Here is a 21,732-nt window from a genome sequence, read left to right as displayed (position 1 = left end):
TGGCTGATTTTATCAGTAAATTCTAATATTCTAAAATATCTTTATTGATTATGTATTTAGATTTTAGAAGTGTAGATATAGTGATAACCAATTTCTTCATCAAATTGATTAAAATAAATAGCTATCACTATATCTTCTTCTTTTATATGGCAAAAAAAAGTAGAGAGAGGCATATACTACCTCTCTCGTTTTGGACTTTAATTTTTAATAATTTTATCTCTGAATTTATCTCCTGAAAGAATATCGTAAATTTCTAAAATATACATTCCAGTAGGTAATTCATTTACTGAAAGTCTAGTCGACTTTTGTTTATTCACTAGCGATTCTGTTCTTACCACATTTCCAGCAATATCAATTATTCTAACTCTCGTATTTTTCATATCAAAATTAGTTGTGATATTGATAAACTCTGAAGCTGGATTTGGAGTCGCTGTTACTTTAAGCACTTCTTCTGGAGCCTTAGTTCCTGGCTCTTGATCTGAAAAGAAGAATCCAAACTCAGCATTAGCCAAAGCAACTTCTATCTGAGCCCAACTTCTATGGTAACGTTGTGTATATTCTTCTCCAGCATTATAAGCTGTTTGAAGTCTATCAAATTCTGGATCATTTTTATAATCAGATCTTATATCCAAAAATGAAACACCTGGTTCGATCACATCGCCATTAGGCATCGTTCCTGTAAAACCATTTGGAACATATACTTCTTGCTCGAAGATTCTTGCGAAATCACCTCTATCTTCAGGAGAAGATACTCCTTTATCGTCTCTATAGGTATTCCACATTCTATCAAGCACTTCTTTAGCAAGGTCTCTGGCATCTGTATCAAAAGTAGCATGTTTCTGAGTAGCTGCCGCATAATAAATTAATGCCTTAGCCATAGAAGCTGCAACTCCTAGATCTTTTCCATAATCCGTAACGGTAACACTTAAATTATTGTTACTTCCTGGACTATCAGCGTCCCAAGTATCAGGCTCTCCAGTCCACTCTAGTGTAGCCGGAATTTCGAAATCATCCGTACCGATAAGTTTTACTTCGCTTTTTACCCATGCTACCCATTTATCCATTAAGTTTTTGGCCATTGGATCATTGGTAATGTAATAATATTCAGCCACTCTTTCCATAGACCAAGCTTGCCATCCGAACCAAGTTCCACTTCCTGGATCATGATATACCGGATCTTTGTCGTACGCCATTCCATAGAATGTAGATTTACCTGAAGGATATACACTATAATCACCGTTCCAGCTGTTAGTAGCTCCACCAGCGATAGCTCCTTCTTTAGACTGTAACCAAGTATAGAACTCCATTTGTCTAGTTAAACTTTCATTCCAGTCTCTTTCTCCATTTTGAGATTGAGGTTTTAGTTCATTTACCTGTGTTAATGCATATGCAGCCATTGGATTTTGATATCCAAAATGGCAATGACTAGAACTTATTCTAAATGCCCATTGCGAAGCAGGATCTGCCGAACCACCCCAAGACATGTACCACGACATTAAGTAATGTGCACTGTCATATCCAGACCCCGCTCCACTAGAAGCACTTTGTACTCCTAAGGGCTTAAAATATTTATCAAACATGGCTATTCTCAAATAATCTCCCATTTTGGTAGCTTTATCTAAGTCTAAGCTTCCTAAACTAGCTCCTTGTTCTTTGGCATATAATTGTGCCCAAAACATTGCTTGTACTGCTCTAGCATCTGCATCTGGAGCACTTGTATATCTCCATTGTTGCGCATAATTCTGATCTTCTACAAATAATGGTAAGAAACCATCTGATCCACCCCAATCGAATGACTCCCAAGACGGATGCGGTATTGTTTCATATACAGATTCTTGCTCTCCTCTTTGGAATGTATTTATATAAGATGGTGTACTTACTCCATCTCCTCGATTACCATATCCATAAAAATTATCATTATCCAATAACCAATGCATTTGGTATACATCTGGTCCATAGGTTGCTGTTAAATCTGCAGAAACAGGATCAACTCCTACAGGCGCGTTAAACTCTAACGGAGTTGGATAATCACTTGGTAATGGGAATTCTGCTGCAAATGCTGCTGGAGAAGAAGGGTTATAAGCTGCATTAGTTGGTTGGTCGGCTGTTGTAGGAATAATAAACTGTTCTATCTTGTCCCATACGTTACTTAATGGTGCCCAATCTTTAGTTATTCTTCCGTTCATAACCTCTAACCATAGCCAATAGGAATACAATTCACTTGTAGATTCATGACCATAATCTGGTGCCTCCACAATTAATGTTTCTATAGAATGATGTGGAGAACCATCTGCACTAAAGTATCCGTTAGCCGGATCATAGAACTCATTTCGTAACTCTATAAATCTGTTGATATACGCATTATCTGAAGGAGGAGTAATGATAATATCACCATCCGTAACATTAATGGTAATAACAGCTTGGTCCGTTCCTCCATTTCCATCATCTACTACCAAGGTTACTGAATACGTTCCAATAGCAGTAAATGTATTTTCAACTGTTACTCCATTGGCTGTATTTCCATCACCAAAATCCCATGTATAGCTTAATGCATCTCCATCTGCATCAGAAGAAGCCGAAGCATCAAAAGTTACTAGCAATGGTGCATCACCCGAAATAGGAGTTGCTGAAATATCTGCAACAGGGTCAATATTACCTCCACTATTATCACAATCTGGAGCGATAGCAGAATTACTAAAGTATATCGTAAATCCTCCTGTTTTAGAAACCATTACAAAATCAGTTTCATTAATAGTAACCCAATAGTCTCCATCCAATCCAGCAATTCCTGTTCCTGCTAAGCTTGCTTCAGGATTTGCAGCGCTAAAGTTATAAGTCAAATTACCTCTAAGATCTACATACCAATTTGGTTGTCCATCATTTGTGTTCATAGCAAATACATACAATCCTGTATTTTGTAAATCCCAATTAATTGAGAATTCTCTAAAATTGCTTAAGCTTGGACCTCCTGTTCCTAGTACATGAACATGAGAATATCTGTTATCAATACCTGGTAAAGCTGTAGAAATTGGTGTTTCGAAAGAACAATCATTTTCATTTGAAGCTGGATTTCTAGTGACAGTAATTGAATTCGAAAGATCAAAATCACCTACAAGATCTGCTGCGTTGTTACCCACAGCTGCTCCTTGTAATCCGTCTTCGAAACTTAAATGCCATATTAAACAAACTCCTGTACCAGCACCATCAAAATCTACTCCTTCAACATCTGCTAATGTTGCTGGTAATCCTAAAATATTGTTTAGATCATCGGTGATTACCCAAGTACTATTGGTTCCTTCAGCTCCAGCTAAAGTTATTCCAGATACATTATCCGCGATACCATCACCAACTGTAAAAGTAAATGGTCCTCCAGTAATTGTTCCTCCATCAACAACTGGCGTAGCCACTGGATTTCTAGTTACGGTAATTGAATTCGAAAGGTCAAAATCACCTACAAGATCCGCTGCATTATTACCCACAGCTGCTCCTTGTAATCCGTCTTCGAAACTTAAATGCCATATTAAACAAACTCCTGTACCAGCACCATCAAAATCTACTCCTTCTACATCTGCTAATGTTGCTGGTAATCCTAAAATATTGTTTAGATCATCGGTGATTACCCAAGTACTATTGGTTCCTTCAGCTCCAGCTAAAGTTATTCCAGATACATTATCCGCAATACCATCTCCAACGGTAAATGTAAATGGTCCTCCTGTAATTGTTCCTCCGTCAACTACAATTGGAGTAACGGTACCACATTGTGGTTCTACATCAGAGTTTGTAAAGTAAATTGTATATCCTGCAGTTTTAGAAACCATTACAAAACTTCCTTCGTCAATTGTCACCCAATAAGCACCATCAAAACCTGGGATTCCAGTACCTGCAAGAACAGCATCAGGACTAGCCGAATTAAAGGTCTGAGTAAGATTGTCTCTAAGATCGATATACCAATTTGGTTGTCCATCTGTTGTATTCATTGCAAATTCATACAATCCATTATTCTGCAAGTCCCAATTGATAGAGAACTCCCTAAAATTACTTAAACTTGGACCACCTTCACCTAAGACAAATGCATTGTTATATCTATCATTAATATTTTGTAACGGTGTTGCAATCGGCGTATCAAAAGCACAACTCGTACTTCCATCAGTAACATTAATCGTTTGCGTAGCAACATCTGTGTCTCCTGCTGCATTTGTTACTGTGAGCGTCACTGTAACCTGACCTATTTGTGTGTAAGTAGTAGACGTGCTTACTGTAGAAGCGGTCTGTCCATTACCTAAATCCCAACTATATGCTAAGCTACCACCCGTTGGGTCTACTGATCCTGAAGCATCAAAAGTAACATCCAAAGGAGCAACTCCTGAATCTGTACTTACTGTAAAAGAAGCAATCGGACTTCCGTCTGTAACAGTTATTGTAATTGTTTTACTATCTTCTTTACTTCCATCACTAACAGTTAGTTTCGCTTCATACTCTCCAATGGCTGCATATTCATGTGTAATGGTTACCCCAGCACCAGATTCTCCATCTCCAAAATCCCATATATAGGTTAGTGAATCTCCGTTCTCATCTGTAGATGCGGATGCATCAAAATTCACAGATACAGGTGCAACACCAGATGTTGGTGTAGCTGTAAAATCTGCTACAGGAGCAATATTACCATCTAATACAGTAATGGTTCTAGTAAATTCTGAAGATGTATTTTGTCCATCACTAACGGTTAATGTCACTAAATATGAACCTATTGCTGTATAAGTAATAAGTGGATCTACTACTGATGAAGTCTGTCCATTTCCGAAATCCCAGTTGTATGTTAACGCATCTCCGTTAGGATCCGAAGAAGAAGAAGCATCAAACGAAACCTCTAACGGTGCTGTTCCAGATTCTGGAGTTGCGGTAAAAGAAGCAGTTGGTATTTCTCCACCATTTGGTTCTTTTCCTCCAACCAATACCCCATCTGCATAGATTGGTACGTTATCAGAAATTTTTAAAGTATTATTTAGTCCTTGATACGAAAAATCATTGGATGCATCCCATGCACTTTCTGGTGCACTTGTAGGAAGAGAAATTCTTAATTGTATTTCGCTTCTATACTCTCCTTGACCTCCTGGGAATGGCATCTGATCTTGATCCACCTCTATTTCTGCATAGTAAATATTACTTGCAGCATCCCATTCTTGTAGACCGTTAATTGTTGTTCCTCCAGCTCCTCTAGCTGTTAGTTCATAATCACTAGCAGCATATCCAGCTGCTATACCTTCTGAAATATCTACGAAGTAGCGAGCTTTAAGAGTATTCGGAACTCTTGCTGGCCATCCAGAACGGTTGTTAAGCCAGATAGCAACCTCTGTAAATTTTGCTTGATCATTATTGAGTTTAACTTCGTTTGCAAACTCTAATCCTGGAGTTTCTGGCTGTGGAAAATTAGGTAATGGTGATCCACCAAATTCCATAACCATTCTTGCTAATACTCCCTGATAACAAGCATTGTAATCAGTTGCTACTTCATTAGCCTGAAAATCATCTCTATCTTCTTCGAAAAAGTCATCTGGTTTAGCAGGTCCTCCCATTAATGCACCGTACATTGTATGTCGAGACTCAACAGGATTAGCGCTACTTCTTGACCAGCTCGAATGCTGTCCTCTATGATGCGGTTTTGTTGGAGGATTTACACCGAAACCTGTTACTAGACTTCTATTATTAGGATTATCACCCAACGCATAATTTACCTGATTAATTGCAAAATTTTTGTATTGGCTGCTTTTTGGAGTATTTACATTATCACTGTATATTAATGCTGTTAACGAAGCATTCATGGCATGACGTAAAGATCCCCACTGTGTTAAGTGAGCCTGACCTCCCGGAGAATAGTTTACTCCTCCATTACCTTCTTGCCACCAATCTAAATGACGCTCGGCATCCGTTTTGTAAATGTCTTTTCCAGTAATAATGGATAATAAAACCATATTACCATATGACTTGTCTTCCCAAACCAAACTCCATAAAAAATCTGGCTGTGTATATTCTGCTTCTGCTTTATCCAGATATTTCTGGTCTCCAGTTGCTTTATATAACCAAAGTGCACCCCAAGTTAATTCATCCTGAAAGTTTCCAGATGTATAAGTCCCCACTGCCGGGATATTTCCTTCTGAAGTATATAATCCTCTATAAGTATCTCCAAACTCATATAATTCGATAGCATGACTTAATAAGGTCGCACTATATGCTGGATCACTATCCTTAAATATAATACTTGCAGATGCCAAGGCTGCTGCAGTCTCGCAAGCTACTTCTGTACCAGGATTAGCCGTTGTTAATGCGTATGATTTTCGTTGTCCATACATAGGATGCACATCAACCATCTCGGCTGGCATCCAAAAATTATGGTCCTGTGATTTACTATCCGCTACTTGGGCATAAAATACATTAGGAGAAGGATGACATTTAATAAAGTAATCTGTAACCCATTTAATGTTTCTTTTGAAATGCTCAGTTTGATTAGCAGCATCGTACCCATCTTTATATTCTAGAAACCCCCAGTTAAGTGCAGTGACTGAAAATGCCATTGGGAAACCAAATTTTACATGATCTCCTGCATCATTCCATCCTCCAGTTAGATCGAGTCCTACATCTGCTCCATCATTGATTCCAGAATCAGACCTCCAACTTATTCTATTCCAGTCAGGTAAGACCCCAGATTGTTGGGTTTCATAAAAAAGCAAAGATTTTTGCAATGCTTCTCCGTAATTAAATTGTGCGGATAAGTGTGTGCAAAATAAACACAATAGGAATACTGTGCCCATTTTAATTAAATTTTTCATTGTAAGTGTAGTTTTAAGAATTGTGTTTTTAGATTAGGTTTTAAGTTTTTTGTTACCATTACCGAAACGACAAAACTAGCTGTGAAATCAATTTTCTTTTGGGACTAATTAGTAATTGATATGGTTTAGAAAGAATTTGTTGGTTTTAATGTAATACTCGATAGAATTGGTTAACCAATTTTAAAATTTAAAATTATTCTACCTGAATATTATAGGTTCTTAATATCCGATTAGTCTAAAATCATTCTGAGAATTCAGCTATAGAATGTACGCTTCGTTTTTGAGATCAGAAGTATCCTATTAGATACAATAGCGCTTGAGATAATAGTATCTCTTTGGTTGTGAGTTTGTGCATAGTTAGTTTAGTTTAAGTTCAATGTCATTAAAATTGTATCATTGATTTTTTAGGGAAAATATGTGACACAATGTGTGTTATTTTAAATCATTCCGTTTATCGATGTTTTATTTTATCAGATTTGGTTTTCGTTTTTTTATTATTAACATCTGATTACCATCATAACGATACTCAAAGTTATAACAAGTCTGATGTAAAAGTACGAGCATTGATACCTTTACTACCTCTTAACACGTCTTCATATAAACATAGACAGTATTCATAGACCGTTCTATAGCATACGGTTTTAGGGGAAAAAAGAAATATGAGCTATTTGATTCTTAACTAAAAAAAAAAAGAAAAAAAACACTTTGTTAAGAAGATACTAAGAAATTTAGGCAAAAATAATTTTTAAAAAATCAATTTTTTATAAAAAAAAATAACTATCTCAATGGTAAAACCATAAACCTATTTAACAAAAAAACAATTTTACACATGTTTTCCTATAAAAATCTTCTTAAAATCGTTAATTTTTTAAACAAGAAACAACTTACAGTATATTGGAATTTTGAAAAAATAGTTAGATCAAAAACATAAGATTTTTACATTATTACGTCTAATTAATTGAAATATTCCCCTTTCTACATGTGTTTTATTGAACAAAAACATACTAACACAGAATTATACGCTACAGGAATATTATGATAGCAAGTTGATTATAAAGATAGGACACTAATTAAATGAATTAGAATATTATTAGAAATGAATCCCCTAGCCAATCGGTAACATTACTAAAATCTTCTCTTATTTTTTAAAGAATAAAAAAGTACAAGTCAATTACGCTTTAAAACACTGAGAATTAAAGGTAAGCTAAGCCAAAATATTTATTATTTATTTTACTCCGTATTTATCGAATAGATAAACTAGACTTGCCATGGTAGCAGCTCCAAGTTCTAACTCTCTTTTGTTTATAGCATCAAACGTATCATTTTTAGCATGATGATAATCGAAGTATCTTTGAGAATCCGGACGTAAGCCAGCTAAAACAATTCCATCTTTCTTTAATGGTCCAATATCTGCACCACTTCCACCTTTTGCAAAATAATGTATCAAATAAGGTTCAAAAAGTGGTTTCCAACTTTGAATCTGAGTATAATTATCCATATTACAATCAAATGAAAAACCTCTGGGAGTAAAACCTCCAGCATCACTTTCCAGCGCAAAAACATGATTTTCTCCTTTAGTCTCTGCTACCTTAGCATATTTTTTACCTCCTCGTAATCCATTTTCTTCGTTCATAAATAAAACTACTCTAATAGATCTCTTGGGTTTATATCCTGTTTCTTTGAATAAACGTAATACTTCCATAGATTGCACCACACCAGCACCATCATCATGTGAACCATCTCCTAAATCCCATGAATCCAAATGACCACCTACAACCATATATTCATTTGGAAATTCACTTCCGGTAATTTCTCCAATTACATTAAAAGATTCCACATCCTTCCATGTTCTACAGTTCATATTAAATAAAAACTTGATTTTTGGATTTAGTGTTAACATTGAATGCAATAACTCAGCACCATTTGTACTTATAGCAGCAGCTGGTATTTTTTCTAAGTCCGTTAAATTACCGTAACTCATCGTTCCTGTATGAGGAAAATCATCTAACCTTAGATTCAGAGAACGAACAATTACTCCGACCGCTCCAAATTTAGCAGCTTCAGCAGCTCCAGAATATCTCTGATCAACACATCCTCCATAGGCTTCAAAAGTATTGATTAAATCTGCCTGCATCGGACGATTATAGAAAACGATTTTTCCTTCTATTTTATCAGTTCCCAATTTTCGAAGATCTTCTAACCCTTGTACTTCCACAATTTCTGCTTTCACACCTCCTATTGGAGTTGGTACAGAACCTCCCAGAGCACAAATAGGTACATTGGTAGTTTGACCTGGTTGTGTTTCGATATAAGCAAACTCGGTAACACCCCTTGTCCATTTTGGAACCATTACAGACTGCAGCCATACCTTATCTAAGCCTATTTCTTTTAGTTCAGCTTCTGTCCATTCCACCGCTTTCTGTGCATTTAAAGATCCTGATAATCTTGGGCCAATTTGATTAGACAAATAATCCAGCCAAGAATAACTCTTCCCTTTTAATAATGATGAATTATAAAAATTTTTAATGGTTATGGAATCTTCTTTATTAACTTTCTGTTGTCCGTAGGACGTATAGAAAAAAAATGCACAAAGTATAAGGACTATCTTTTTCACTGAGGTATTTTATATAAATTATTTATCTTTCTAAATGATCAACTATTCGTTTTCTAACTGTTCTTTATATAATGATAAATTGGATTTTGTTTCATCGTCCAATTCTGGTTCTTTAATATCTTCAAACTTCGTAAGGGTATCGTACAATGTTTTTGCTACAATATATCGCGCAGTTGGTTTATCATCTGCAGGAATTATATACCAAGGAGCATGTGGAAGAGATGTTTTATTAATTGCATCTTGATAGCAAGACTGATATTGATCCCAAAGTTTTCTTTCTTTAAGATCTCCAGCAGAAAACTTCCAGTTTTTTTCCTTCTTTTCTAGCCTTCTAAGTAATCTATTTTTTTGTTCGTCCTTTGACAAGTGTAAATAAAATTTATAAATCAAGGTGCCATTTTCGGCAATATGCTTTTCAAAGTTTCTAATTTGCTCAAATCTCTTTTCCCAAAATGCATCATCAATATCATCTACCGAGTTAACATTTGGAAGTTTTTCACTCATAATATATTCTGGATGTACTCGGGTTACCAATACATTCTCGTAGTGCGTCCTATTAAAGACTGAAAACTTACCTCGTTGTGGCAAGGCTATATAATGCCTCCATAAATAATCATGACCTAGTTCCAGTTCTGTAGGGACTTTAAAACTATGAACTACGATACCTCTGGTATTAAAATCTTTAAAAACTTCGCGAATAAGACTGTCTTTACCAGCAGTATCCATTCCTTGTAAACATATTAGGATGGCATATTTATCATGTGCATAAATGGTATCTTGAAAGTCCCCTAACTTTTCCCGAACCTCTTCTAATTCTTTTTCTATTTTCTTTTTATCCGCTCCAAGATCAAATGTAGTAGGAACTTTAGACAATTCTATTGATTGAGAAACTTTAAAATCTTCGTGATTGATCGTATTCATAGTATGATTTGTATTATCTTTTGTAAGATACTAAAGTTTTGGATTGTTGAAAAAAGAAAAGTCGTAAGTACTAGAATAGATAGATAAGAAGTACCTCCAATTGATAATTTAACGTCAAACTAAACGCAGGTTATCTGGCATCGAAATCATAGCTAAATCCGATAAGAAATGTATCGTATCTTCTGCCGAGACTTTTAATGTTTAATTCTGCAAAAATATGTACCGGAATTGATATTTGGTGCAAAGCTCTAAGCTTTATCTGAGCTCCATGATTAAAATCTCCACTTCTAAATGCTATTAACGCATCATCTTCAATTTCTTCGAAAATACTAGAATCATTACCAATATAGCCGAAACCTGCTGTTATTGTGGTTGGGTACCAATTAAACAGAATCAGATTTACCCCAATTGCCAATTCATTATACCCTTCTACCTCATCACTAGCACCAATAGAAAACAATCTATTATATTCTCCCATATAAGTGGTAAAGCAATTAGGAGCATATTCCAAACGGGCTCCCAATCCGACCTCTTCTACAGAACCGAAACTTTTGATAGCAACCAAACCATAATTAATGGCACTGGGTTCGTATTGCGCATTTGATAAAAAGCTAGCAAATAGTAAAATGATAAAAAGAACTCTCTTCATTAGGGGCAAATATATTAGAGATAAGTCGCAAGATAATGATTCTCCTTACTTTGCAGCAAAAAGTTTAACATCTTCCTCGCTTACTTCGTTTCCTCCTAATATAATTAGGCGTTCGACAACATTTCTTAGCTCTCTTATATTACCGGTCCAATCATATTGTTGTAATTGCTTAATAGCTTTATCCGAAAATGTTTTTGCCGGAGAACCTTGTTCACCTGCAATCTTCTTCGTAAAATAATCTACCAAAAGTGGAATATCTTCTCTTCTATCATTTAGTGCAGGCACTTTCACAAGGATAACAGCCAAACGATGGTAAAGATCTTCTCTAAACTTGTTATCTGCAATTTCTTTTTTCAGGTCCTTATTTGTTGCAGCAACTACTCTTACATCTACTTTAATGTCTTTATCACTACCTACACGCTGAATTTTATTTTCTTGTAAAGCCCTTAATACTTTTGCTTGCGCGGAAAGACTCATGTCTCCAATTTCATCTAAAAAGATGGTACCTCCATTTGCTGCTTCAAATTTACCAGCTCTATCTTTATTAGCCGAAGTAAATGCACCTTTTACATGACCAAATAATTCACTCTCGATAAGTTCACCAGGAATTGCCGCACAATTAACTTCGATCATTTGTCCTTTAGAACGATCACTTTTTTGATGTATCCAATGTGCTACGAGTTCTTTACCAGTTCCATTTGGGCCTGTAATCAACACTCTAGCATCGGTAGCAGCGACTTTTTCGATCATATTTTTGATGTCTGTAATAGCAGGAGATTCTCCTATCATTTCATAATTCTTAGACACCTTTTTCTTAAGCATTTTATTTTCTACTACCAGTTCCTTTCTATCCAATGCGTTACGAACTGTGTTAAGTAGTCTATTTAAATCTGGCGGTTTAGAAATATAATCGAAAGCTCCTAAACGCATAGTATTCACCGCTGTGTCCAAATCTCCATGACCAGAAATCATTACCATTGGTACTTCTGGTTTTATTTTTTTTGCAGCTTCCAATACCTCTACTCCATCCATTTTAGGCATTTTGATATCACATAATACCAAATCATAATCATCACTTTTGATCATATCAATACCTGCTAATCCATCTTCTGCCTCAAAAACTTCATATTTATCATTTTCTTCAGATAATATTTTCACAAGTACTCTTCTGATTGCAGCTTCGTCTTCTATAACTAATATTTTCGCCATTATAATTTTAATTTAATTCCTCCTCGCATATAGAACGTATTTCTATCATTGAGAACTAATACATTTTCTTGATTTTTATCTCTAAGGCGGATTTCGTTGCTTAATGTATATCCGCCATATGCAAACAGCAATAAATGTTCCGTAAAATAATACTCATAACCCAAAGCACTATTTATAAGTAACATCGAAGCATTTTCCGCAAGTTTTGCATCTCCATTTTCATCTATAAACGCTCTGTTATTCTGTATGTTACCATAAAAACGATCCAAACCTATAAATGCCTGTAACGTATTCTTATCATTAAAAAAATATTTAATACTTGTCTTAGGCGTACCTAACGAATAGGACCAATTAGGATGAAAACGTTTTGAATAGTTAATGATTGGTAATGGAAAATTAATGCTCGCCGGAGAGGCGTACCTAAGACCAAGCACCAATCTAGAAGAATTTATTGCTTTTTTATCTCCATAGCTCTTCACAAAATAGACAGAACCTACATATCTAAAATCGTCACTATCCACACCCGAAGCTTCTAAATTAGAAGAAAGTCGGGTTCCTAATTTTGCTCCAAATCTCCAATCATTCTTCATTTTAAAGGTATATCCTAGCTCAAATCCAAATGTATGAAACTCCTGTAGACCTTGAGTATCTACAATAATATCGTCCTTAAGTTGTAGATTATTCAATCGATACTGAAAGGCCAGTACTAAGTACGTACCTTTTTCATTCATTTGAATAGGGTAATTCCCTGAAACCCTTAGACTATTATAACTATTATCACTTTTGGACTGAGGTATGTATGCATATTCTACTCTAGCCAGATTTGTATCTTGTGATTGCACTATTTGAATAGCACAACAGATCAAAATAAAGGGCACAAGTAGTCTTTTATAATTCATTTTTTACCTCATAAAACTTTATATTACTCTTTGCTAGGGTTTAAGATCGTTACTTCTCGTTGTGGGAATGGAATACTTATATTGTTTTCTCTAAACAAACGATCAATTTCGAATCTTATTTCACTTTTAGGAACGGCAGCCTGAAAACTATCATTCATTGTAAAAATAAGCTTAAAATTTAAAGAGCTATCTCCGAAGTTAGTAAATAAAACTAGTGGTTCTGGATATTGCAAAATCTTATCATTTTCGACTGCGATTTTTAGCAGTAATTCTTTTACCAAATTGACATCGCTTCCATAAGCCACTCCAATATCTACCGATTCTCTAGTGATTTTACCATTTTGTGTCCAATTATATAATGTAGACGTAAGATACTTGTGATTCGGAATAATCAGCACCTTGTTATCTATGGTTACTGCCCTTGTAGTTCGTAGTTTGATATCTTCTACTCTTCCTACTTTACCTTCTAATTCAATAATATCACCGACGTGAACTGTTTGATCAATCAGAATAAAAATACCCGATATTACATCCTGAATTAATGTTTGCAATGCTAAACCAACTCCTACTAGTAACGCTGCCGAAGCTGCAAAAATAGCCGTAATGTTTAAACCAATACTATCTAGAGTGATCAGAATAACAATGACATAAATAAAATACTTGGAAAACGAAAAAACCGATTCAAATTTTAATTTATCTTCTTTTCTCAGTTTCCTGGTAACGATTTTCCGAATAAGTCTTAATGATACTGTAGTAACAACAAGGATCAAGATTACAAAGAGTAACAGACCTACTGTAAGTATAATTGAATGGTCATCTGGACCAATATGAATGATTTCATAATCCAGAAACTTCTTGATGTTTCCCCAAACATCTTCCTGAATTACTTCTTTAACTTGATCTGTTATTTCCTCTTGTATCATACTAATACTTCAACCATTTAAATAACTCCTTATAGCTTGGTTTTTTACCATACATCAAAATACCTATTCTATATATTTTACCAGCAAACCATACCATAAAAATAATACTTCCAATTAATAACGAGATGGACACTAGTATTTGCCACCAAGGAACTCCAAAAGGAATTCGCATTAACATAACTATCGGAGAAGTTAGTGGAATCATAGAAAAAACAGTTGAAACTGTTCCATGAGGATTTTCTATAACCGCAAAAAAGCCGACATAAATACCCAACATAAGTGGCAATATGATTGGCAACATAAATTGTTGCGAATCAGTTTCACTATCTACTGCTGCTCCAATTGCTACATATATAGAACTATATAGGAAATACCCTCCTACAAAGTATATAAAGAATGACAAGACTAATTCTAATAGAGGAAGTTTAGAAACTTCAAGGAAGAACTCTCCAATATTTGCCATCATACCCTCATGATTTGCTTCTAATAATTTGGTCGCTTCCTCCAGCGTATTTGCCTCAAGACTAGATCCGAAAATACCGTAACCAATCATCATTATGATTCCTCCTAAAAATACCCAAATCAAAAATTGTAATATTCCAGCAAAAGAAGTTCCTAAAATTTTACCTAGCATTAATTGCATAGGCTTTACAGAAGATATAATGATTTCTATAATCCTATTTGTTTTCTCCTCTATCACAGATCGCATTACCATATTTCCATAAATGATAATGAACATCATCAATAAATACCCTGCCAAACCTCCAAATCCCATTTTTACATAATTAGATATTTTAGAAGTCTTCTCTCCTGAAAAGTTTTCTATCTGGATATTTATTTTTGCTTTTGATCTCTCTATAACCTCCAAATTAAGACCTTCATTCTTATAATTTTGTTCCGTTAGTTTATTAGAAATGATTCTTTCTATTTTATTCAAAACAGAAAAATTAGGAGATTCTTCTGCATAAAACTGAATAGACTTAGCCAGATCATTATTAGAAGTTTTGTTTGGAATATACAGCAGACCATACAGTTTTTTAGATATCACCGAATCTTTAGCAACATCAAGATCAAAACTGCTATAATCCAAATAGGCTACCTCTTTTGTATTTTCAAAATCACCTATAAACAACTTGGTTTCATCTACTACTACAACCTCTTTTACTTCATCACTATTTAACGTTGTTAACCATCCAATTAGTCCGATCATCCCCACAACAATCAATGGGCTTAAAAAAGTCATTACCACGAAGGTTCTATTTCTAACTCGAGATATAAATTCTCTTTTAATAATCAACTGTAAATTACTACTCATTTTCTGTGATGGTTTTAATGAATATTTCGTTTACGCTTGGTATTACCTCATTAAATCTAACTACTTGTGCTCTTTCTGTTAAAAAGCTTAAAAGTTCATTCGGTGCAACTTGTTTATCCAATGAAATTTTAAGTTTTAATTGCTCATCTATAGCTTTGAAATTAGCAGGTTCGGTATTAAACTTGTTCTGTAAAGTTTTTTCTAACTCCAACATATTATCTGATAACAACCCAACTTCAAAAGTATTTGATTTATACGCTTTCTTAATATCTGAAACTTTACCTTCTAATATTTTGTTAGACTTGTGAATCAAAGCAATATGATCACATAATTCTTCGACACTTTCCATTCTATGGGTAGAAAAAATCACCGTTGCTCCTTCATCCCGTAGTTGAAGAATCTCATCTTTAATTACGTTTGCGTTTATAGGATCAAATCCACTAAACGGTTCGTCAAAAATTAATAGTTTTGGTCTGTGCAAGACAGTTACTATAAACTGTACTTTCTGTGCCATTCCTTTAGACAATTCCTGTATTTTCTTATTCCACCAATGAGAAATATCAAATTTATCGAACCAATACTTTAATCGTTCTTTTGCTTCCTTTTTACTTAATCCTTTTAATTGAGCAAGATATAGTGCTTGCTCTCCAACTTTCATTGATTTATACAATCCTCGTTCTTCTGGCAGATACCCAATATCTTTAATATGATGAGATTGCAAAGGGTCTCCATCTAAAAACACCTTTCCTGTATCCGGAAGTGTTATTTGATTGATGATTCTAATAAGTGTGGTTTTACCAGCTCCATTAGGTCCTAGCAAACCAAAAATACTTCCTTTAGGTACGGTAACAGAAACGTTATTAAGAGCTATAAAATCTCCAAATCGTTTTGATGCTTCTTGTACCTCTAAAAGATTAGACATATAAATAATTTGATTTGTGTAAAAGAATTAAAAAACTATGCTAATTAAGTCAAAATATTGATGAAATGAAATAAATCTCCTACATAAACCAATTATACACCTACATATTGTTTAATGCAATCTAATCATGGCTTATAAAAGGTAAAATCATGATGCTTCTTTCATCTAAAAACAAAACCCACCCTAAATACAAGTATTAAGGATGGGAAAAAAATTGCTATGAAAAAGAAAAATTATCACTAAATGCGCTAGTGATGTCTCAAATATACAAATTTTTATTAAACAAAAATTAGCATATCGAAATGATTCTTCTCATATTTTTTTGAATTTCCTTTTTAAGAAAACATATCTTTAACTTTTTCGAAAAATGACTTGTCTTTACTATCAGGACTTGGTTTAAAGTGATCATCCTGTGCCATTTTTTCGAAAAACTCTCTTTGTTCTTTATTAAGGGTCTTAGGAGTCCATACATTTACATGTACTAAAAGATCACCTTTTCCATAGCCATTTATACTTGGAATACCTTTCCCTCTAAGACGTAATATTTTACCACTCTGTACTCCTTCTTCGATTTTAATACGAACTTTTCCTGAAACTGTATCAATTTCTCTAGACGCTCCTAGGGCAGCTTCTGAAAAACTGATGTAAAGATCGTAGTGAAGATTATCACCTTCACGTTGTAACTGTGGATGTTCCAGTTCTTCGATTGCTACTAATAAATCTCCGGCGATACCATTTCCTGGAGCTTCATTTCCTTTACCTGACACCTTAAGCTGCATTCCATCTTCCACTCCAGCAGGAATTTTAATACTCACAGTTTCTTCAGATACTTTAAGACCTTGACCATCTGCATCTGCAGGCCTGTGGTCTATAATCTGTCCAGATCCACCACAAGTAGAACAGGTAGTAGAAGTTTGCATTCTACCTAATATCGTATTGGTAATTCTTGTAACTTGACCGCTACCATTACATGTAGAACAAGTTTTATAGGTAACTCCTGGTGCTTGAATTTTTCGTTTTACCTTGATCTTTTTCTCTACACCATTGGCAATTTCTTCTAAAGTAAGTTTAACTCTAATACGAAGATTACTTCCTTTTACTCGGCGTTGTCTTCCGCCGCCACCACCGAAACCACCGAAGCCGCCAAAACCTCCGCCACCGAAAATATCTCCGAACTGACTGAATATATCATCCATATTCATTCCGCCACCTCCGAAGCCACCTCCGCCTTCAAAAGCTTGGTGTCCGAATTGATCATATCGCGCTTTCTTATCAGGATCGCTTAAAACTTCATACGCCTCGGCAGCTTTCTTGAATTTTTCTTCTGCCGTAGCATCTCCAGGGTTTTTATCCGGATGATATTCTATAGCTTTTTTACGGTATGCCTTCTTTATCTCAGCTTCCGTAGCATTCTTACTAATACCTAAAATATCATAAAAATCTTCTTTCATCTCTCTATTATTGTCCGGTTACCACCTTAGGAAAACGAATTACCTTATCTCCTAACTTATATCCTTTTTCTATAACATCTACAATTTTTCCTTTGAGCTCATCACTTGGAGCAGGAATTTGTGTAATTGCCTCATGATCATCCGCATTAAAAGCATCTCCAGCAGCTACTTCTACCTCTGTTAGTCCTTTACCTTTTAAGGTTTCCTTTAATTTATTATGTATTAACTCCACACCTTTTAAAAGATCTTTGTCTTCAGACTTTTCAATTTCCTTCATGGCACGATCAAAATCATCAAGTACTGGCAACATCGATTGCATAATATCCTGACCAGCAGTTTTAAATAACTCCACTCGCTCTTTGGAAGTACGTTTTTTATAATTTTCAAACTCAGCAAAAAGTCTTAAAAATTTATCTTTTTCTTTTTCAAGATCCTCTTTTAATTGAGTTTCTACATCTTTTTCTTCTACTTCTTCCACTTCAGTTTCCTCTATTGTTGTGTCAAGTACCTCTTCTACCTGATCTTTTACCTCTTCTGTATTTTTATTTTTCTTACTCATGTAACTAGTACCTTTTATAAGTTTATTTTCTGAAGATGCAAAAGTACTGCCATTTTTGAATTAATGTCATAATGTCACAGGAATATTTTAGTATATATTTAAGAGTATTCATTTTCGAAAAAAATAATTTTGATGTTTAAAACTATAAACTAACATTATTATGAAAACTAAATTAGTGAATCTACTTGCAATTGCTGCAATTATTGTTTCTGCAATGTCTTGTAAAGGAGAGAAAAAAAATGAAACTGAAGCTACTGCTGCTGAAGAAGTAAAAGAAGCTCCAGCAGAAGCTATCACTTTTGTCGTAGATAACGCCGCTAGTACTATTGATTGGGTGGGAAAAAAACCTACCGAAAATCATACTGGTACCATTAGTATCGCAAAAGGAAAAGTAAAAACACAGGATGGAAAAATTCAAAGTGGTTCTTTCGTAATCGATATGACTTCTATCAATGTAACTGATTTAGAAGGAAAGCAAAAAGCTGGATTAGAAGGTCACCTTAAAGGTGAAGGTGAAGGAAAAGAAGATCACTTTTTTAATGTAGCTAAATTCCCTAATGCTTCTTTTGAAGTTACTGGTATCACTGAAAAAGATGGTAAATCTATGATCGAAGGAAATTTAACTATTAAAGGTATTAAGAAAAATATTTCTTTTCCAGCAACCACTACTGTAGAAGGAGATACAATGACCTTAAACAGTGAAGTATTTACTATTAATCGTACTGATTGGGGTGTAAATTACGGTTCTAAATCTGTTTTCGAAAACCTAGGAGACAAGTTTATCTTAGATGATATAGAATTAAAAGTAAGCTTAAAAGCAAACAAAGCTTAATATTAGACATTCCAACATGATAATAAAATAAAGGCTAACGTTTAGTTTATGTTAGCCTTTATTTTTTATCTACTATTTCCCTTAAATAAAAAAAGTCGAAAGCCGTGTAAAAAGACTTCTTGAAATTAATATTTAGATTAAATCTTCTACGGCGTGCGTAATATTATCATACGTAAAACTAAAACCAGTCTTCATAATTTTATCACAGCATACTCGCTGGCTTCCAAATAGCAATACATGCATTTCTCCTAAAACAAGTTTCATTACAAAACGTGGAATACCTGGTAATACTATTTTCTTGTCTAATCTATTGGCAATAGTGTGCGTTAACTTATGGTTGGAAACTGGATTCGGAGCCACAGCATTGTACAATCCATATATTTCTTCTTCAACAGCATACAGAAACAATCGGGCTAAGTCTTCCACGTGTATCCAGCTTTGCCATTGTTTTCCGTTTCCGAAAACAGCTCCTATTCCTTGTTTAATTGGTTTTACTATCTTCGGAAAAGCACCTCCTTTAGATGATAGCACAAGTCCGATTCTTAGCAACGTTACTTCGACATCCAAGGTTTCAAAATCCAAAACTGCAGATTCCCATTTTTGTACTACCTCTCCTAAAAAACCTGTATCCACTTCTTCAGAATCCTCCATATAATAATTCTGAAAAGAATCCGGATAGATGCCAATAGCACTTGCCGATACAATTTGTCGAACAGAATGCTTTATCTTTTGTAAAGAATCAATAAGTAAAGAAGTAGTGACGGTACGGCTATCTAGTATTTCTTGCTTATAGCTTTTTGTCCAGCGCTTAGCCACTGTAGCACCAACTAAATGTATAATTACCTCGACATCTTTAAAACAATCAAGATCTATTTCTCCTGCACTCGGATTCCAATAATATCCTTTATAATTATGCTGAGATGTAAGTTTACTTTTACTTGTTGTTAGGTAATGTACATCCATATTTGATTGATGACATAACTTTACAATTTCCTGACCAACCAGTCCAGTAGCACCCGTAATTAAAACTTTCACACGTTTAAATTTTAGTAATTATTTTATAAACTATTCATTATAAAATGAAGAACATCTCTTATCAATCTGTTCTCTTTTTAAGAATTTTAAATATTCTCTAGGGCGAAGTAATTTTTAAGTTTCTTAATGTTTATTATATTAATTTTAGTCACTTTGAAATCAATAAGATCAAAGATGTCGTTTACGACACAAGACAGATATCTTCAAAAAAGACTCATTACTACTATTATGAATTGCAAAATAGTATGTGATTTTAACAAAACCTATCCCTTTATTATAGGTTTAACAAAGTAGTTAAAACCTTCTTATTTCTATGAAAAACTTGGTATTTATAAAATTTTTGAAGCTCTTAGCATTTCTCTTTTACCTGGAGGACCTGGAAGTCGTTCTACAGTAAAACCAACTTCTTGCATTGCTCTTCTTACACTTCCTTTTGCAGCATAAGTCACTAGTATTCCATTAGGCAATAAGGCTTTATACATTTTCTTGAAAATGGTTACATCCCACAAATCAGGCTGTACTCTTGCCCCAAATGCATCAAAATAAATCAAGTCAAAAGCATCTTTATCTTCAATATCTTCGAATAGCTGTTGACGTTTTATTAGAAAAAAAGAATCAGAAATTGAGTTCATCTTTTCCCAAGATGATTGATGCAAACTATCAAAAATAGCCTGGTAATCTTCAGCGTTAAGTTCATTCACATAATTAAGGAGTTGTATTTCTTCTTCCAATACTGGATACGCCTCCACTCCTGTATACTGAATTTGTTGTCCTTTCTTTAATGCCTCTAAATATGTAATAAACGCATTAAGTCCAGTTCCAAAACCTATTTCCAGAATTTTCAATTCAGAAAACTGCCTAGAAGCCAGAAGATGATCAAATCCACTCTTTATAAACACATGTTTTGCTTCACTAATAGCACCATGTTTAGAATGATAGTGTTCATCCAATTCTGGAAAATGGATGGTCGTTGAGCCATCTGAAGTTTTAATAATCTCTCTCTTGAGTTTTTTCTCCATTATTGTTTTACCAAAACGCCATCTGCCATAAAAGAATAGGTCTTTTTAGGACTAGTTATTGCAGCAATTTCGGCTTCGGATTTTCCGGCATCGGATGCTAAATGTTTTAATTCTTCTACCGAAGTTTCCGAAACATATGCTCTTCCTTGTACAATGATGGTATCATTTTCTATATCTTTCGGTACAAAAAAACTATAGTCTTTAAACTTCACCATAGTTTCCTGATCATTGGTTAAGGCTACTTTCATCCAGCATCCTTTTGCTTTACACACATCATTTACGGTACTCGAGAAAGCAATATCTATAGTATCACCTTCTTTAAGGTTCTCATATTTTTCGGTTATTGCGTTTTTATATAAAACAGTATTAGAAGAAACTTCTCCCCCAAAAGTATTGTACTCGCTTATTTTTATATCCTGCATTGCAAAAGATTCTTTTTCGTTTTGAACCGAATTACAAGCTACTAGACATGATAATCCTGCAAAAAATAGTGCGATTTTTTTCATAATGTGTTATTATTAATAATGTTTAGCAAAATTAAACATTTTTAAAATTCTTAA

General features: G+C 34.4%; 15 protein-coding genes. 1 reads left to right on the top strand and 14 read right to left on the bottom strand.

What is annotated here, in order from left to right; all coding sequences use genetic code 11:
* Nucleotides 1–197 precede the first annotated feature (197 nt).
* The 11 genes from ACWNT5_RS08755 to ACWNT5_RS08705 form a co-directional block, all read right to left on the bottom strand.
* A complete protein-coding gene (locus ACWNT5_RS08755; protein WP_456517121.1) occupies nt 198–6,824 on the bottom strand; it encodes a glycoside hydrolase family 48 protein in 6,627 nt (2,208 codons plus the stop codon).
* Nucleotides 6,825–8,049: 1,225 nt separating this feature from the next.
* Nucleotides 8,050–9,438, bottom strand: a complete 1,389-nt coding sequence (locus tag ACWNT5_RS08750; RefSeq protein ID WP_456517120.1) for a M20/M25/M40 family metallo-hydrolase — start codon at nt 9,436–9,438, stop codon at nt 8,050–8,052.
* A gap of 42 nt (nt 9,439–9,480) precedes the next feature.
* Nucleotides 9,481–10,359, bottom strand: coding sequence for a PPK2 family polyphosphate kinase (locus ACWNT5_RS08745; protein ID WP_299898831.1), 879 nt, complete (start codon nt 10,357–10,359; stop codon nt 9,481–9,483).
* 130 nt (nt 10,360–10,489) lie between these two features.
* Nucleotides 10,490–11,008, bottom strand: a complete 519-nt coding sequence (locus tag ACWNT5_RS08740; protein ID WP_299606602.1) for a hypothetical protein — start codon at nt 11,006–11,008, stop codon at nt 10,490–10,492.
* Nucleotides 11,009–11,053: 45 nt separating this feature from the next.
* Complete coding sequence (locus tag ACWNT5_RS08735; RefSeq protein WP_299898828.1) at nt 11,054–12,217, bottom strand: sigma-54-dependent transcriptional regulator; 1,164 nt, start codon at nt 12,215–12,217, stop codon at nt 11,054–11,056.
* Complete coding sequence (locus ACWNT5_RS08730; protein WP_299898826.1) at nt 12,217–13,116, bottom strand: DUF6268 family outer membrane beta-barrel protein; 900 nt, start codon at nt 13,114–13,116, stop codon at nt 12,217–12,219. The genes ACWNT5_RS08735 and ACWNT5_RS08730 overlap by 1 nt, the downstream gene beginning before the upstream one ends.
* A 23-nt stretch (nt 13,117–13,139) precedes the next feature.
* Complete coding sequence (locus ACWNT5_RS08725; protein ID WP_299606594.1) at nt 13,140–14,039, bottom strand: mechanosensitive ion channel family protein; 900 nt, start codon at nt 14,037–14,039, stop codon at nt 13,140–13,142.
* Between the two features lies 1 nt (nt 14,040).
* A complete protein-coding gene (locus tag ACWNT5_RS08720) occupies nt 14,041–15,354 on the bottom strand; it encodes an ABC transporter permease (protein WP_456517119.1) in 1,314 nt (437 codons plus the stop codon).
* Entirely contained in the window at nt 15,347–16,276 is a 930-nt protein-coding gene (locus ACWNT5_RS08715) for an ABC transporter ATP-binding protein (protein ID WP_299898821.1), read from the bottom strand. Before ACWNT5_RS08715 ends, ACWNT5_RS08720 begins: the two co-directional genes overlap by 8 nt.
* A 335-nt stretch (nt 16,277–16,611) precedes the next feature.
* Complete coding sequence (gene dnaJ, locus ACWNT5_RS08710; RefSeq protein WP_299606587.1) at nt 16,612–17,727, bottom strand: molecular chaperone DnaJ; 1,116 nt, start codon at nt 17,725–17,727, stop codon at nt 16,612–16,614.
* A gap of 7 nt (nt 17,728–17,734) precedes the next feature.
* The gene (locus tag ACWNT5_RS08705; RefSeq protein ID WP_299606585.1) at nt 17,735–18,286 is read right to left on the bottom strand and encodes a nucleotide exchange factor GrpE; all 552 of its coding nucleotides are present in this window, start codon (nt 18,284–18,286) and stop codon (nt 17,735–17,737) included.
* A 160-nt stretch (nt 18,287–18,446) separates the two neighbouring features.
* On the opposite strand from ACWNT5_RS08705, the gene ACWNT5_RS08700 reads away from it, so the two are divergent.
* Complete coding sequence (locus ACWNT5_RS08700; RefSeq protein WP_299606583.1) at nt 18,447–19,118, top strand: YceI family protein; 672 nt, start codon at nt 18,447–18,449, stop codon at nt 19,116–19,118.
* A 132-nt stretch (nt 19,119–19,250) separates the two neighbouring features.
* On the opposite strand, the gene ACWNT5_RS08695 is transcribed toward ACWNT5_RS08700, so the two are convergent.
* The 3 genes from ACWNT5_RS08695 to ACWNT5_RS08685 form a co-directional block, all read right to left on the bottom strand.
* A complete protein-coding gene (locus ACWNT5_RS08695) occupies nt 19,251–20,153 on the bottom strand; it encodes a TIGR01777 family oxidoreductase (RefSeq protein WP_299606580.1) in 903 nt (300 codons plus the stop codon).
* Between the two features lie 329 nt (nt 20,154–20,482).
* A complete protein-coding gene (gene mnmD, locus ACWNT5_RS08690) occupies nt 20,483–21,172 on the bottom strand; it encodes a tRNA (5-methylaminomethyl-2-thiouridine)(34)-methyltransferase MnmD (protein WP_299606578.1) in 690 nt (229 codons plus the stop codon).
* On the bottom strand, nt 21,172–21,678 hold the full coding sequence (locus ACWNT5_RS08685; RefSeq protein WP_456517118.1) for a DUF4920 domain-containing protein: 507 nt from the start codon (nt 21,676–21,678) through the stop codon (nt 21,172–21,174). Before ACWNT5_RS08685 ends, mnmD begins: the two co-directional genes overlap by 1 nt.
* Nucleotides 21,679–21,732: the final 54 nt, after the last annotated feature.

This window comes from Aquimarina sp. 433 (assembly GCF_054054605.1).
The sequence above is the reverse complement of the archived record's forward strand: the minus strand, read 5'-3'. Positions and strand labels throughout refer to the sequence as shown.